This window comes from Streptomyces cyslabdanicus, assembly GCF_052663305.1.
In genome coordinates this window covers 1-14,919 of the sequence record NZ_JBQRUW010000052.1, presented here as the reverse complement: position 1 = coordinate 14,919, position 14,919 = coordinate 1, and the positions used below count along the sequence as shown (strand labels likewise).

Here is a 14,919-nt window from a genome sequence, read left to right as displayed (position 1 = left end):
ACCTGTGTGAGCGGCGGCACACAGGTACGGGTCTTCCGATCCGGCCGGTGGAGGCGTACGTTCCGCTTACCCCGCGTAGGTGCCTTCGAGGCACCGGCCCGCCGATCCTGGGCGGCGGGCCACGCGGGGGCCAACCGAACCCGCCCACGGCGAGCCCGAGTCGGCCTACGGCCGGCCCGCGCGGCATCCGCCCCCAGCGTCCGCAGCACCGCCCCCGAAGGGAGCCGGGGCCTCGACGACCACTTCACGCGGGACTACGCGCGGAGCAGCGGCGCCGAGATCACGGGCCGCAACAAGTTCGGGCCCCGGCACGGGTCCTGGAACGACCACGCGTGGCGCGGCCGGCGGGTCAGGACGAACTCCCGTTCCGCACCCCGGTGTTCGTCATGACCCACCACGCGCCTGGTCCTCGGCTTGTGTTCGGGGAGGGTCACTCGGCCCACGGAAGCGGGATCTTCTCCTCACTGCCCGGCATCATCGCCTTGCCGCCGACGACCATGGCGACCAGCGCCTCCGCGGGGCCGCCCACGGCCTTGAGCCGCCGCACCACGTCGGCGGGGACGACGACCGCCTGGCCGACCCCGGCCCGCCCGGTCACGCCGTCCACCTCGACCAGGAACTCCCCCGACAGCGGCATCCACACCTGTTCGCGATCGATCACGTGAACAGGTGTGGCCGAGTCGGCGCCGAGCTCCACCCGCCAGGTGCTGACCTCACTGCTGCCCTGACTGGGGCCCGCCAGGCCGAACACCGAGCCCGCGGGCGTCCGGGTCGTCCGCTGCTCGCTCTCACTGATCACCTGCATGACGCCTCCTGTGTAAAGTCGCTTTACTCGCATTGAGTAAAGGAGCTTTACACGGCTGTGTCAAGATGAACCGATGGAGACCCACGACCCCCTCGAGCGGACCGAGCTCACCTTCCTGCTCGGTATGGCCTTCCAGCTGGTCCTCTCCGAGTTCGTCAGCCGTCTGGAAGCCGCCGACCCCACCGACCTGCGCCCCGTTCACGGCATGGTCTTCCAGATGCTCCAGGGGGCCGGTGCGACAAGCAGCGAACTGGCCGAGCAACTCGGCGTCACCAAGCAGGCCGCCGGCCAGATCGTCGACGACCTCGAGGCACGGGGGTATGTCCGGCGTCAACCGCACCCAGCCGGCGGACGGCGCAAACTCGTCGTGCTGACCGGCAGGGCACAGGAGCACCTGGCCGTGGCCGGGCGGGTGCTGCACGAGCTGGAGGCGCAGCTGGCCAAGCGGCTCCAGGAAACCGGGCTCCAGGTGCCCCGAGCCGAACTCGTAGCCGTCATCCGGGCGTTGGCCGGCGACTCGATCCCGCCGCTGCGCCCCGTGTGGTGACCGCGGGTGCGGGCAGGATGCGGCTCGCCCACATCGACGGACTGCGGGACGGATTGCAAAGACGCCACTCAGGACTCGGCATTGGGGTTGCGCCCCGCAGTCCCCAAACGGTTCGATGACCCGGGTTCTACACCTGTGTACGCCTGTGTGCCCTTCCGCTGCCGCACATCCCATAAGTCTAGACAGAGCTGAGGTATCCGTATGCTCTTACGTCGCTCCCTGCTCGCCGTCCGTACCCTCGCCCTGCTCCAGGGTGTACTGCTCCTCGTCCAAGTCGCCCTGGCCGGAGGCTTTCTGGGCGGGCACTTCGACATGCTGACGATGCACGGCATGCTGGCCCGCGGAATCGTGGGCGTGGCCATGGTGATGGCCGTGGCCGCCTTCCTGGTGCGCCGGGCGGGTGGGCCGTCCTCCTTCCTCCTCCCCTCGGTCCTGCTGCTGATCGCGCTCCTCGGACAGGTGGTGCTCGGCGTGAAGCACAGCGTGCCTGCGCACGTCGTGCTCGGCGTGGCCATCGTCGTGGCCGCGGCCATGCTCACCCAGCGCGTGATGCTCACCCCGCTGCCACCCGGTGACTCCCCCGGTACGCCGGATACGCCGGACCATGATCCGGAGCTGGTCGCATGAGACGGCGTACCTTCCTGAGCGCGGGTGGCGCCGCCCTGGGCGTGGGAGCCGTGACCCTGGCGGGCTGGCCCCTGCTGCGCTCCTACTTCAGCGAGGGCAAGCCCGGCGAACTGCTCGCCAGCACGGCGAAACTGCCCCGGCCCTACCAGGTGCCCCTGCCCGTGCCGCCGGTGCTGGAGCCCGCCTCCAGCACCGGCACCACGGACACCTACGACATCACCCAGCGCGTGGCCGAGCTGGAGATCCTGCCCGGTCTCAGGACGAAGGCCTGGACGTACGGCGGAACGTTCCCGGGGCCCACCCTCGTCTCCCGTTCCGGGCGGCGCACCGTGGTCCGGCACCGCAACGAGCTGGACCAGCCCGTCGTCGTGCACCTGCACGGCGGGCACACCCCGGCGGCGAGCGACGGCTACCCGACCTCGCTCATCCTGCCCGCCGACGGCTCCTACGACGCCCACCGCGCCGCCCAGGACATGGCGGGCGGCAAGCACGGCATGTCCATGGACCACGGGGCGATGGACCTGGCCGAGGGGGTGCGGAGCTACACCTACCCCTTCGAGCAGCGCGCGGCGACGCTCTGGTACCACGATCACCGCATGGGCTACACCGGCGCGAGCGTGTGGAGGGGGCTGGCCGGCTTCCATCTCGTCCACGACGACGAGGAGGAGCGGCTGCCGCTGCCGAGCGGCGAGCGTGACGTTCCGCTGATGATCACGGACCGGTCCTTCGCGGAGGACGGATCGTTCCGTTACCCCATGCTGGATCCGGGATTTCACGCGCCGGGCGTCACCGACGCCTATATGAACGGCGTGCTGGGTGATGTGGTGCTGGTCAACGGAGCGCCCTGGCCGGTGCACCAGGTGGAGCGGCTGCGCTATCGGCTGCGGTTCCTCAACGCCTCCAACGCCCGGGTGTACAAGCTGGAGTTGGACCCCCAGCCCGAAGGTGGGGGCGCCTTCGTGCAGATCGGCGGCGACGGCGGGCTGCTGTCCGGACCCCGTCGCCACGACGCGTTGGAGATCGCACCCGCCGAACGCTTCGACGTCGTCACCGACTTCTCCCGGTACCGCGCGGGCACCGAGGTGCGCCTGCTGAACCGCTTCGGAGACGGCAGGACCGCCGAGGTCATGCGCTTCGACGTGGGGTCCGGCTCACCCGAGGACGACACCAGGGTGCCGGAGAAGCTCAGCGAAGTGGTCGCGCTGAACCCCGCCCGGGCCGCGGTCACCCGGGACTTCCACTTCCGTGGCTCGGTCGAGGGGTGGACCATCAACGGCCTGGAGTACCGGCCGGGCCGGGCCCTGGCCAGGCCCAAGCTGGGACAGACCGAGGTGTGGCGGTTCACCACCAACTTCCACCACCCGGTCCACCTCCACCTCAACCACTTCCAGGTGGTCTCGCGGAACAACCACGACCTCGGGGCCTACGACCACGGCTGGAAGGACACCGTGGCCCTCCGCCCGGCCGAGGCCGTCGAGGTGGTCGTCCGCTTCACCGACTACACCGGCCCCTTCATGCTCCACTGCCACAACCTGGAGCACGAGGACATGGCCATGATGGGCGACTTCGTGACCGAGTAGTCCCGTGCGCGCAGCGGCCGGCCGCCGGCGTCCGGGTCGCCGTCGCGCGTTCTCCTCCGGCCGGGAATCGGATGTTTCCTTTCGTCGGTCCGGGGCGGACCCTGGAGAGAGGGCGGTGGATACGCCGGAGGGCGTGACCTGTCGGCGGTGATGGGAATGAAGGGTTCGATCCGGATCGGAAGCATCCGAGGGCTGGCGATTCAGGCCCACTGGAGCGTGCCGCTGGTCATGCTCTTCTTCGCGTACGGTCTGGCCAGCTGGACGCTGCCCAGCTACGAGGCGGGCCGGCCGCCTGTGGTGTACGCGGCGGGCGGGGTCGTCGGTGCCTCGCTGTTGCTGGCGAGTCTGGTGGTGCACGAGGTGGCGCACGCGCTGACGGCCCGCCGGGCGGGGATAACCGTGCGGGACGTGACGCTGTGGGCGCTCGGTGGGCTGACCCGGATGGACCGGCCGACGACTGCCCGCACGGCGTTCTCGGTCGCCGTCAGCGGGCCGGTCGCCAGCCTGCTGCTCGGCGGTGTCTGGCTGGGCGCGGCGGCCGGGGTGGACGCGACGTTGAGATGGCGGATCCCGGTCGCCGTGCTGGGCTGGCTGGGCGGCACGAACCTGCTGTTGGGTGTCTTCAACCTGCTGCCCGCCGCGCCTCTGGACGGAGGCCGGCTGGTCCAGGCGGCGGTGTGGTGGCGCACGGGGGACCGCGAGCGGGCCCAGCGGGCCGCCGGCCGCAGCGGACAGGTCGTGGGCATGGCGCTGGCCGCCGCCGGTTGGGTGGTGCTCCTGAGGGGCATGACGGGCGGCTTGTGGCTGATGGCCATCGGTCTGTTCGTGGCCGGTACCGCCGCGGCCGAGCGGCGGTGGGCGGAGCTGGTCACCGCCCTGCGCGGCGTACGGGTGGGTCAGACGATGACCACTCCGGTGGTCACCGGGCCCGACTGGCTGACCGTGGGCCGCTTCCTGTCCGAGGTGGCCACCCGAACAGGACACTCGGTGGTGCCCCTGCTGGACTTCAACGGTCATCCCAGCGGCCTCCTCCAGCTGCGCCGGCTGGCCTCCGTACCGCCCGGCCGGCGGGAGGTGCTGCGGGCACGGGACCTCGCGACCCCGCTGTCCCGGTGCACCCTCGCCGCGCCGGACGAGCTGCTGAACTCCGTCCTGGAGCGTCTCGGCAACGCGGGCGGCGGACTGCCCATCCTGGTCATGGACGACGGCCGGCTCGACGGGATCATCACCGCGCACGACATCGACCGGTCTCGCCGGCGCTACCGGGATCCGTCGGCCCGCAGGGAGCACCCGGTGTGAGAGGCCGGATGCTCCCCGCGTGGTGTCTCCCGGAGGGAGGTCACCGGAGGGAGGTCACTTCGCGTGGGTGAAGGGCACCCGGGTCCAGCTGAGGACCTGCTTGCTGCCCGGATCGATCGTCACCTTCAGCCAGTTGCCGACGTTGGTCGAGCCGTCGATGGTGACCCGGCTGAGGTTGGGGACGACGGTGTCGACGCCGTAGAAGGAGCGCCACTTGGAACCGGTGTCCAGCGGCTTGTCACTCTTGTAGACGTGGCTGTCGCCGTTGAAGAGGTACACCGGGCCACGGAACTTGGCCGACTCCTCGGCGATCGCCCTGACGATCGGCTGGAAGGCGTAGTAGTCCGCGAAGGTCGCGTCGGTGACCGTCGGGTCGAACATGTCGGCCTGGGTGAGCAGCACAACGGCCTTGTTGTTGGTGCGCCGGGCGTCCGCGAAGGTGTCGCGGATCTCCTGCACCACGGCGGCCGTACGGCCGAGCACCTCGGCCGCCTGCTCCGGTGTGGCCGAGGTGTTGCCGGTCCACGGGGCCATGCTGTTGTTGCTGCCGACGATGTGCAGGGCGGCGAAGGCGACGTCCGCCCGGGTGTACCGGACGTTCTCGGGGTAGCCCTGGTCGGCCTGCGAGGTCACCTTGACGCTGTTGCGGCCGAGCGTGTGGTCCGCCTTGGGGAAGAAGACCTTGCGGATGGCGGCCAGGCGCTCCAGCGGGTCGTAGCCTCCGTTGTTGGCGCGGTGGCAGTCGGTCCACTCGTTGTCGCCCACCGTGTAGACCAGCGGGTCCTCGAACATGTCGAAGTCCGACTTGACCATCTGGAAGTAGTCGTCGCTGCAGACGGTGGAGCCGTCCTTGATGTCGCCGATGTGGGCGACGACCTGTACGTCACGGTCGGCGTTGATCTGGCCGATGACGTTGGGGAAGTCGGCGATCTGCGCGTCGCCGTAGGGAATGTCGCCGATCACCGCGAAGCTGAAGCGGTTGTGTCCGGGGTCGGCCGTCGCCGACTGGTTCGTCAGTGCGAGGGCGAGGGCGCTCAGGGCCAATACGACGGATGCTGCGCGACGCCACGATCTCATCGAAACCTCCTGGTGGGATGCGGCAGCACTGTTCTGCCCAGCCCTTAACTCCGCCTCGAACCGGAATGAGGGGGGGATGAACAGGAGCCGTACACCAAGATCGTCCGGGATCCGCGCCGCGGTCCGCGGTCATGGCCCGGGGGCTGTCGTCGCTTTCCCGCCCACCCCGGCGCGCGCGGGGGGCGGCCCCGAGCTGCCGGAGACGGGGACGGTCGCCGGCGCGGGTGCTCCGGTGCCGCCGCTGAGGGGCGGGCTCGTGACCTGGGGCCGGCCGGTCGGCAGGGTCAACAGCAGGACCAGGGTGATCCACACGTAGGTGTTGCTGCCGAGGAAGCCGTCGAGTCCGGAGGCGTCGTCGAACCACAGCCAGACCACGCTGGTGCACAGCAGCCCGTACAGGACGGCCGCGGTCCGCAGGCGGCGTGCGTGCACCAGGACCGCGAACGACGGCAGCAGCCAGACGAGATGGTGCACCCAGGTGATCGGGCTGATCAGGCAGGAGACCAGCCCCGTGAGGGCGAAGGCGGCCCGCCAGTCGCCTGCGCGCAGCGCCCGGCGGGTGCGCCACGCCCACACCGCCAGGACGAGCACGACGGCCAGGGCCCAGGCGGCGCGGCTGGGTTCGCCGGGCGCCGCGAGCCGGGCGAGGACGCCCTGGAGGGACTGGTTGGAGACGTAGTCGAGGCGGCCGACGCGGGTGGTGTCCCAGACGGCGCGCGTCCAGTAGAAGCGGGACGCGTCCGGTGCCGCCAGGGCCGCGAGGGCGGTGGCGGCGGCGGTGACGGCGGTCGCGACGGCGGCGGCCCGTCGGCGCCGGGCGAGCAGCAGCAGGCCGATGAAGACCGCGGGGGTGAGCTTGACGGCCGCCGCGAGCCCGATGCCCACCCCCGCCCAGCGGCCGCGCCCGCTGGACAGCAGCCAGCCGTCGGCGAGCACGAGCGCCAGCAGCAGGAGGTTGACCTGCCCGAAGCTGACGGTGTCCCGCACGGGTTCGAGCAGCGCCAGCGCACAGGCCGCCAGGGCCCAGCCGAACCAGCCGTGGCGGCGCAGTTCCTGGCCGGCGAGCATCCACAGCACGGCGGCGACGGCGACGAGGTTGAGCAGCAGCGCCCCCGCGATCGCCGTGTTCGGGCCGACGAGTGCCATCGGCAGCATGGTCAGGGCGGCGAACGGCGGGTAGGTGAACCCGTAGGCGGTCCCCGGTACCTGGTAGTCGTAGACGCGGCCGCCGTGGTGCACCCAGTCGTTCACGGCACCGTAGTAGACGCGCAGGTCGAACCAGCCGCGCAGCAGCGGCACCGTGGCGGTGAAGACCGTCACGGCCACGGCGAGGCACAGGACGAGGACGAGCCGTCCCCGGTCGGTACGCGGCAGTCTCACGCGGTCCCTCCCAGCACCGGCGCCTGGGCCGTCTGGTGCGCCTGCCACAGGACGACCAGGGCGAGCGCGCCTCCGCAGCCCGCCAGGACCACCTGGGCGAGGTCGGGCGGGCCGCCGCTCGGCAGTACGGCGAGCGCGAGGACGGCGGTCGCGGCGGCCACCCGGTGGCGGACGGAGGAGCTGGGCGCGGCGGCGGCGATGAGGAACAGTCCCCACAGGGCGTACCAGGGCCGGATCGCCGGTCCGAGCACGGCCACGGCGGCCAGGCTCAGTCCGAGCGCGTAGATCGGGCCGGGGCGCAGCCTGAGCCAGATGAACAGCACTACGGCCGTGGTCGCGAGCAGGCCCGCCGCGTGCCAGAGCGGGGTGGCGAGCGGCGCGAGGCCGCTGCCCAGCTGTGCGAGGACGTCGCCCGTGACCCGGCCGAGGACGCTGGTGGGCGACCAGTTGTGCGGCGAGACGGGTGTCCGCAGGGCCGCGACCCAGCCGTATCCCGTGCCCGCGAGGGCGGTCGCCACGACCGTGGTGGCGAGCGCGACCGCGGTGGTCGTCACGACCGCACGCACCACTCCGGTGTGCCGGCGCAGCGCGATCACGGCCAGCAGGCCGAGCGCGGCCGGCGCCTTCACCAGCGCGGCGAGCGTGATCAGGACGATCCCGAGGACGTACAGGCGGCCGCGGGCGGCGAGCAGACCGATGCCGAGCAGCCCCAGCATGATGGCGTCGTTGTGGGCGCCGGCGACCAGGTGCAGCAGCACCAGCGGGTTGAGGGCGCCGAGCCACAGCGCGGCGGCGGGATCGGCTCCGCACTGGCGGGCGAGCCGCGGCAGCGCGACGGCCATGAGGGCCACGCCGAGCAGGGCGACCAGCCGCATGCCGAGCAGGCCGGCCGGCAGTTCCCCGCGGGTCAGGCCGGACAGGGCGGAGGCCACGACGAGGAAGACCGGACCGTACGGGGCCGCGGTGTCCCGCCACACCGGCGCGACCTCGGCCGCGAGCGGTCCGCCGAGTTGCGCCGGCCCGTGCGCGTACACGTCGAGGTGGGCGTCGACCATGGCGCCCTGCGCGAGATAGCTGTACACGTCCCGGCTGAACAGCGGCGGCGCCAGCAGCAGCGGTGCCGCCCACATGGCCAGGACGAGCAGCAGGGCGCGGGGCGTGGGCGGCTCGGGGCCGCGGATCAACCGGCCGAGCAGCGCCCACGCGGCGATCAGCAGAACGACGCCGAAGTACACCCCCACCAGTCCGAGGGCGGCGCGTCCGGACTCGGGAGAGACCAGATCCGCGACCGGCAGGGCCCCGGCGGTCTGACCGCCCAATGCGAGGAAGGCGGTACCGGCCAGTCCGAGGGCCTGGCAGCGGCGGAGATCGACGGGGAAAGCCATGGCCAACACTCGGAAAGCGTGTCAACGCCTGGTGGCCGGAAGGCGACGCACGCCCCTCGGCCGGGCGGCGTGCGCATGACCGCCGTGTGCGCTGCGTGCACATGACAGATGACGTGAAGGGAAATCCCCGCGCGGCACGGCGCCGGTGGCACTCGAGGCGGCCAAGAGCGCGGAGGCGGCGGCTGCCCGCGAGGCGGCGAGCGCGTACCCACCGCCGCTCCAGGCCGCAGGGGTCCCTGGCCAGAGGCTGTTGGCAGCGGCTAGCCTGCGTCACCATGACACGCGCCTGGATCTTGCCGGTGACCTTCGTGCTCGGTGGCGCAGCCGCTGCCACCAGGCTGGCCTTCACGGGGAGTTCCGGCGCAGCCGTAGCACTCCTTCTGGTGTTCGTCCTGCTCGCGGGCGTGAACTCGCCTCTGATCTTCCCGCGGTCGATCGGTGCGCTGGAGGCGCGACGCCGCAGCGCGGCCGACGGGCGCCCGGTCGTCTTCTGGCGTCCGGGCTGCACGTACTGTCTGCGACTGCGTCTCCGGTTGGGCCGCAGCGCCCGCCGGGCGCACTGGGTCAACATCTGGCGTGACCCGGCCGGAGCCGCTGCGGTGAGGGCGGTCAACGACGGCAACGAGACCGTGCCGACCGTCTTCGTGGCGGACCGGCCGCACACCAACCCCGATCCTGAATGGGTGCGCGAACAGCTTTCCCCTTCCGTGTGATCAGGAGCGGTGCCCGCCCGGAGAGGACGACTGCCGACTCCCCGGGCGGGTGACGGCTCAGACCTTCGGCGAACCGCTGCCCGCGAGCACCTCGGGCCGCAGCAGCGCCTCGAGACGCTCGGCCGGCAGCAGCCCCTTCTCCAGGACGAGTTCGGCGACGCCACGACCGGTGGCCAGGGCCTCCTTGGCGATGCCAGTGGCCGCCTCGTACCCGATGTGCGGGTTGAGGGCGGTGACCAGACCGATGGAGTTCTCCACCGCGGCACGCAGCTGCGCCGTGTTGGCCGTGATGCCGGACACGCACCGCTCGGCGAGGGTCAGGCAGGCGCGCTCCAGGTGCGTGATGCTCTCGGAGAGGGAGTGCAGGATGACCGGTTCGAAGGCGTTCAGCTGGAGCTGACCGGCCTCGGCGGCCATGGTGATGGTCACGTCGTTGCCTATCACCTCGAACGCGACCTGGTTGACGACCTCGGGGATCACCGGGTTGACCTTGCCGGGCATGATGCTCGAACCGGCCTGCACCGGTGGCAGGTTGATCTCGTTGAGTCCCGCGCGCGGACCGGAGGACAGCAGACGCAGGTCGTTGCAGCTCTTGGAGAGCTTGACGGCGATCCGCTTGAGCACGCCGGACATCTGCACGAAGGCACCGCAGTCCTGGGTGGCCTCCACCAGGTTGGCGGCCGTCACCAGCGGCAGACCGGTGATCCGGGCGAGGTGGCGGCGGGCCGACTCGGCGTATCCGGCGGGGGCGTTGAGGCCGGTGCCGATCGCCGTGGCGCCGAGGTTGATCTCGTGGATCAGTTCGACGGCCTCCGCGAGCCGGAGGCGGTCCTCGTCGAGCATGACCGCGAACGTGGAGAACTCCTGCCCCAGCGTCATCGGCACCGCGTCCTGGAGCTGGGTGCGCCCCATCTTGAGCACATCGCGGAACTCTACGGCCTTGCCGGCGAAGGCGTCCTGGAGTACGGCCATCGCCTTGAGCAGGCCGCGCACGGCGAACACCGTCGCGATCTTGACGGCGGTCGGGTAGACGTCGTTGGTGGACTGGCCGAGGTTGACGTCCTCGTTGGGGTGCAGGTGCTGGTACTCGCCCTTGGCGTGGCCGAGCAGTTCCAGCGCGCGGTTGGCGACGACCTCGTTGGCGTTCATGTTGGTGGAGGTGCCGGCGCCGCCCTGGATGACGTCGACGACGAACTCGTCGTGCAGCTTGCCGTCGCGGATCTCACGGCAGGCCTCGACGATCGCGGCGGCCTTCCGCGGCTCCAGCAGGCCGAGTTCCTCGTTGGCGAGGGCGGCGGCCTCCTTGACGGCGGCGAGGGCGTCGATCAGGTGCGGGTAGGCGGAGATCGGCGTCCCCGTGATGGGGAAGTTCTCCCGGGCGCGCAGGGAGTGGATGCCCCAGTAGGCCTCGGCGGGTACGTCGCGGTGGCCGAGCAGGTCGTGCTCACTGCGGTGGGCGGCGGCGGTCATGGCGGTGCGGGTCCTCTTTCGGAGGTGGACGGTCGGGTCGGGCAGGCGTCCGGGCGTGGAGCTCGATACAGCCCTGGGGCCTGTCGCGGGGCAGGCGGGAGTTTGACGACAGGGCCTAGGTCCTGTCGTCAAACTCCCGTCGTTCGCCCGGAGGGCGGGCCTCGCGGCGTCAGGTGCGTGCTCTCGGCGTGCCGGGCCCTGGCCCTCGTACTGGATGTACTTGGGTCAGGGCCCGGTGCGGCGAGAGTGCGTGCATGGCGTCGCGGGGCAGACGGGAGTTTGGCGACAGGGCCTAGCGGTGCCCGGAGCCCGGTGCGGGGTCGAGCGCGCGGGTGGGCCGGACGCTGCCGACCGGTTCGCCGCCGCCGAGCAGGGGCTCCCCCGCGAACCCGGCGAGCGCGGCCGCGTCGACCCCGGCCCGGGCGAGGGCCGCGGCGGCGACCGGGACGCGTGCCCGGTTCGCTCCGTCGGCGATCTTCACGGCGACGGCCCGGCCGTCCGGCAGCGCGGCGACCTGGACACCCTCGAAGCCGTCCTTGGCGAGCAGTCCGGGCACGGCGCGCATCAGCGCGGCGACGTCCCGCCCGGAGCCGGAGGCCGTCTCGGCGTGCTCGCGCATGGCGTCCGCCACCCGCGCCTCGGGGGTGCCGGCCGGTGCGGTGGTGATCCGGGCCGCGGCGCGCGCGAGCCCGTGCAGCGAGACGGCGAACAGGGGCGCTCCGCAGCCGTCGACGGTCACCCGGGCGATCGCCTGCCCGGTGAGGTCCTCGACGGTCTCGGCGACGGCCCGCTGCAACGGGTGGCCCGGAGCGAGGTAGTCCGCAAGCGGCCAGCCGTTGAGCTTGCAGGTGTAGAGCATGGCCGCGTGCTTGCCGGAGCAGTTCTGCGCGAGCCGGGACGGCAGGCGGCCCTCGCGCACCCAGGCGTCGCGGACGACCGGGTCGTACGGCAGGTCGGGGACGTTGCGCAGGTCGTCCTCGGTGACGTCGGCCAGCTCCAGGATGCGCCGGGTGCCGGCCAGGTGCCGCTCCTCCCCGGAGTGGCTGGCCGCGGTCAGCGAGAGCAGTTCCCCGTCGAGCGGCAGCCCGGCCCGGAGCATCGCCACCGCCTGCACCGGCTTGATCGCCGAACGCGGGTAGAAGGCGGCCTCGATGTCGCCGAGTCGCAGCTCCACGGCTCCGTCGGCGCCCAGGACCACGACCGAGCCGTAGTGGACGCCTTCGACGACCCCGCCGCGGACGAGGTGCGCGACGGGGACGTGCCGGGGCTCCCGGACCGCGGGGGCCCCGGCCACCGCGCTTGTGTCCATCACTGCCTGGTTCACGCCTCGGGTCCGTTCTCCGTGAGGGCGTCCGCGCGTGGCGGCCGCATGATGTCGGTCAGGGTCATCTCGACGCGGTCGAGGTGGTGGGTCATGGCCCGCACCGCGTCGCGCTCGGCACCGTCGGCCAGCGCCTCGACGATCGCCCGGTGCTCGCGGTTGGACTGCTCGCGCCGGCCGCCGAGTTCGTTGAGGAAGGCGGACTGGCGGGCCAGTGCGTCCCGGATCTCCTCGATCACCCGGCGGAAGACCGGGTTCTGGGCGGCCTCGGCCACGGCCAGGTGGAAGACGGTGTCCATCGCGACCCACGCGGTGGTGTCCGTCTCTTGCTCCATCCGCTCCAGGAGGTGGGCCAGGTGGTCGAGGTCCTCCGCGGTGCGGCGCTGCGCCGCGTACCCGGCGACCGGGATCTCGACGTGGCGGCGCACCTCCAGCAGGTCGCTGGCCGCGTAGTCGCCGAAGGTGGGGTCCTCGACGGCGTTGGCCACGACGAAGGTGCCCTTGCCGGTCCTGGAGACCGTGAGTCCCATCGTCTGCAGGGCCCGCAGGGCCTCCCGCAGCACGGGCCGGCTGATCTCCAGGGTGCGGCACAGCTCGGCTTCCGACGGGAGCTTGTCGCCGATGGCGTAGTCGCCGCGCTCGATGGCACCGCGAAGGTGGCTGAGCACCGCTTCCATGGCGCTGACGCGCCGCGGCCCCAGGCCACCTGTCTGGCTGTCTGACAGGTTCACGAGGCGATCCTGCGGGTGACGAGGCCCGACTGTCAAGTGGCGCCGGATCCGAGCGCTACCCTGCGGGCAGCGCCTCCCGCATCACCTTCGCGGCGGCGGTCGGGTCGTAGCCCTCGGCGACGCCCGGGACCAGAACGATGTCGCCCTCGATGCGCCGCGAGCGCAGGGGCGCGATCTCCTGGTACGCGGGCGAGTCCCACCAGGCCCGCGCCTCGGCCATGCCGGGGAAAGAGATCACCACGACGTGCCCGGGCCAGCTGCCCTCCTTCACCTCGTGCCGCGCGGCGTGCACGAGGAAACGGCCGCCGTAGGGCTCGAAGGTGGCGCTGATGCGCTCGATGTACTCGGCGATCTCCGGGTGCGGAGCGGCCTCCTGCAGGTGGGCTATGGCGTAGGCGGGCATGTCGTCCTTCCGGCCGGTCGGGCTTGTCTACACCGGGGATCCTGGCACCGGGGTGCGCCGGGCGCGATGACCTGACAGGTAAGCGCCCGCGCACAGGCGACGCGGCCGTCGGCACCTCGATTGTCGGCCAAATGTCATGTACACCTCTTGACCGCATTGGTTTAGACCTTTAGATTCCAGGCCGTCAGGCTCCCCCGTGCCAGGTCGAGTCGGGTCCCCGTGTCGCAGCGACGCCCGGCGCCGGCTCGCCCTCCCCCACCCCCACCCTCGCAATCTGCCCCGGGCATCCGACGAAGCCCGGAGGTCACGCCGTGACCCGACCGCCTCTCTCCCAGGAGCACACCCCACATGTCGACCCCCCGCCTCGGTACGAACCTCCGCAGACGCGCACCCCTGGCCAAGCTCACGGTCAGCGCCGTGCTCGCCCTCGCCCTCTCCGCGCTGTTCGCCGTCTCGCCCGCCTGGGCGGCGGACGGGCAGATCACCGGCCTCGCCGGCAAGTGCGTCGACGTCGCCGCGGCGAGCGACGCCAACGGCACGGCCGTCCAGCTCTACGAGTGCAACGGCACGAACGCCCAGCAGTGGTCCAACCCCGGCGACGGAACGCTGCGGGCGCTCGGCAAGTGCCTCGACGTCGTCGACCGCAGCACGGCCGACGGAGCCGCCGTCCAGCTGTGGGACTGCTCCGGCGGAGCGAACCAGCAGTGGGTCGTCACCGCCGCCCACGACATCGTCAACCCGGCCGCGGACAAGTGTCTCGACGTCCGGGACAACAACAGCGCCAACAGCACCCGCCTGCAGATCTGGACCTGCACCGGAGGCGCCAACCAGAAGTGGAACGCACCGTCGAGCGGCGGCAGCGGCAACCCGTCCGGGTTCGTCGTCTCCGAGGCCCAGTTCAACCAGATGTTCCCGAACCGGAACCCCTTCTACACCTACGGCGGGCTGACCGCCGCGCTCAGCGCCTACCCCGGCTTCGCCGGTACGGGCAGCGACACGACCAAGAAGCAGGAGGCGGCCGCGTTCCTGGCCAACGTCAGTCACGAGACCGGCGGACTGGTCTACGTCGTGGAGCAGAACACCGCCAACTACCCCCACTACTGCGACGGGAACCAGCCATACGGCTGCCCCGCCGGACAGGCGGCCTACTACGGCCGCGGGCCCATCCAGCTCAGCTGGAACTTCAACTACAAGGCCGCCGGCGACGCGCTCGGCATCGACCTGCTCAACAACCCCTGGTTGGTGGAGAACGACGCGTCCGTGGCCTGGAAGACCGGTCTGTGGTACTGGAACACCCAGTCGGGTCCCGGCACCATGACCCCGCACGCCGCCATGGTCAACGGCGCCGGCTTCGGGCAGACCATCCGCTCGATCAACGGCTCCCTGGAGTGCGACGGCAGGAACCCCGCCCAGGTGCAGAGCCGCGTGGACGCCTACCAGCGCTTCGCGTCCATCCTCGGCGTGAGCCCCGGTGACAACCTGTACTGCTGAGCAGTTCTCCTATCCTGCCAGGCGGGGCGTGGACCGGTGGAGTTCCGGTTCCCCCCCCGCCCTCCTTTGTCCGGAGGGAGAGACGCCCAA

General features: G+C 71.7%; 14 protein-coding genes and 1 pseudogene. 7 read left to right on the top strand and 8 right to left on the bottom strand.

Translation table 11 applies throughout. From position 1 onward, the window contains the following. Positions 1–6: 6 nt before the first annotated feature. Positions 7–398, top strand: a pseudogene (locus ACTYVM_RS28900) (hypothetical protein); the annotation flags it as partial. 32 nt (positions 399–430) lie between these two features. Here ACTYVM_RS28900 and ACTYVM_RS28895 read toward each other — a convergent pair. Then, positions 431–805, bottom strand: coding sequence for a cupin domain-containing protein (locus ACTYVM_RS28895; protein ID WP_445528775.1), 375 nt, complete (start codon positions 803–805; stop codon positions 431–433). Between the two features lie 73 nt (positions 806–878). Here ACTYVM_RS28895 and ACTYVM_RS28890 point away from each other — a divergent pair, with 73 nt between their 5' ends. From ACTYVM_RS28890 to ACTYVM_RS28875, 4 genes are all read left to right on the top strand, one after another. After that, on the top strand, positions 879–1,352 hold the full coding sequence (locus tag ACTYVM_RS28890; RefSeq protein WP_445528774.1) for a MarR family winged helix-turn-helix transcriptional regulator: 474 nt from the start codon (positions 879–881) through the stop codon (positions 1,350–1,352). Between the two features lie 201 nt (positions 1,353–1,553). Beyond that, positions 1,554–1,979: a hypothetical protein gene (locus ACTYVM_RS28885; RefSeq protein WP_445528773.1), complete on the top strand. Its 426-nt coding sequence runs from the start codon at positions 1,554–1,556 to the stop codon at positions 1,977–1,979. Further along, a complete protein-coding gene (locus tag ACTYVM_RS28880) occupies positions 1,976–3,559 on the top strand; it encodes a multicopper oxidase family protein (RefSeq protein ID WP_445528772.1) in 1,584 nt (527 codons plus the stop codon). The genes ACTYVM_RS28885 and ACTYVM_RS28880 overlap by 4 nt, the downstream gene beginning before the upstream one ends. Before the next feature lie 156 nt (positions 3,560–3,715). Beyond that, entirely contained in the window at positions 3,716–4,858 is a 1,143-nt protein-coding gene (locus ACTYVM_RS28875; RefSeq protein WP_445528771.1) for a site-2 protease family protein, read from the top strand. Positions 4,859–4,912: 54 nt separating this feature from the next. Here ACTYVM_RS28875 and ACTYVM_RS28870 read toward each other — a convergent pair whose 3' ends face one another. The 3 genes from ACTYVM_RS28870 to mptB form a co-directional block, all read right to left on the bottom strand. Continuing rightward, positions 4,913–5,935, bottom strand: a complete 1,023-nt coding sequence (locus tag ACTYVM_RS28870) for a metallophosphoesterase (RefSeq protein ID WP_445528770.1) — start codon at positions 5,933–5,935, stop codon at positions 4,913–4,915. A gap of 129 nt (positions 5,936–6,064) precedes the next feature. After that, positions 6,065–7,315 (bottom strand): glycosyltransferase family 87 protein, encoded by a 1,251-nt coding sequence (locus tag ACTYVM_RS28865; protein ID WP_445528769.1) that lies wholly within the window; start codon positions 7,313–7,315, stop codon positions 6,065–6,067. Continuing rightward, on the bottom strand, positions 7,312–8,700 hold the full coding sequence (gene mptB / locus ACTYVM_RS28860; RefSeq protein ID WP_445528768.1) for a polyprenol phosphomannose-dependent alpha 1,6 mannosyltransferase MptB: 1,389 nt from the start codon (positions 8,698–8,700) through the stop codon (positions 7,312–7,314). Before mptB ends, ACTYVM_RS28865 begins: the two co-directional genes overlap by 4 nt. A gap of 275 nt (positions 8,701–8,975) precedes the next feature. Between mptB and ACTYVM_RS28855 the strand changes: the two genes are divergently transcribed. Beyond that, on the top strand, positions 8,976–9,413 hold the full coding sequence (locus tag ACTYVM_RS28855) for a glutaredoxin domain-containing protein (protein ID WP_445528767.1): 438 nt from the start codon (positions 8,976–8,978) through the stop codon (positions 9,411–9,413). A 57-nt stretch (positions 9,414–9,470) separates the two neighbouring features. On the opposite strand, the gene aspA is transcribed toward ACTYVM_RS28855, so the two are convergent. The 4 genes from aspA to ACTYVM_RS28835 form a co-directional block, all read right to left on the bottom strand. After that, positions 9,471–10,883, bottom strand: a complete 1,413-nt coding sequence (gene aspA / locus ACTYVM_RS28850) for an aspartate ammonia-lyase (protein ID WP_400033398.1) — start codon at positions 10,881–10,883, stop codon at positions 9,471–9,473. Positions 10,884–11,175: 292 nt separating this feature from the next. After that, complete coding sequence (locus ACTYVM_RS28845; protein WP_445528836.1) at positions 11,176–12,192, bottom strand: asparaginase; 1,017 nt, start codon at positions 12,190–12,192, stop codon at positions 11,176–11,178. A gap of 11 nt (positions 12,193–12,203) precedes the next feature. Next, the gene (locus ACTYVM_RS28840; RefSeq protein WP_400033396.1) at positions 12,204–12,935 is read right to left on the bottom strand and encodes a FadR/GntR family transcriptional regulator; all 732 of its coding nucleotides are present in this window, start codon (positions 12,933–12,935) and stop codon (positions 12,204–12,206) included. Between the two features lie 55 nt (positions 12,936–12,990). Beyond that, the gene (locus ACTYVM_RS28835; protein ID WP_445528766.1) at positions 12,991–13,338 is read right to left on the bottom strand and encodes a DUF1330 domain-containing protein; all 348 of its coding nucleotides are present in this window, start codon (positions 13,336–13,338) and stop codon (positions 12,991–12,993) included. 348 nt (positions 13,339–13,686) lie between these two features. Here ACTYVM_RS28835 and ACTYVM_RS28830 point away from each other — a divergent pair, with 348 nt between their 5' ends. After that, a complete protein-coding gene (locus tag ACTYVM_RS28830; RefSeq protein ID WP_445528765.1) occupies positions 13,687–14,829 on the top strand; it encodes a glycoside hydrolase family 19 protein in 1,143 nt (380 codons plus the stop codon). Positions 14,830–14,919 lie beyond the last annotated feature (90 nt).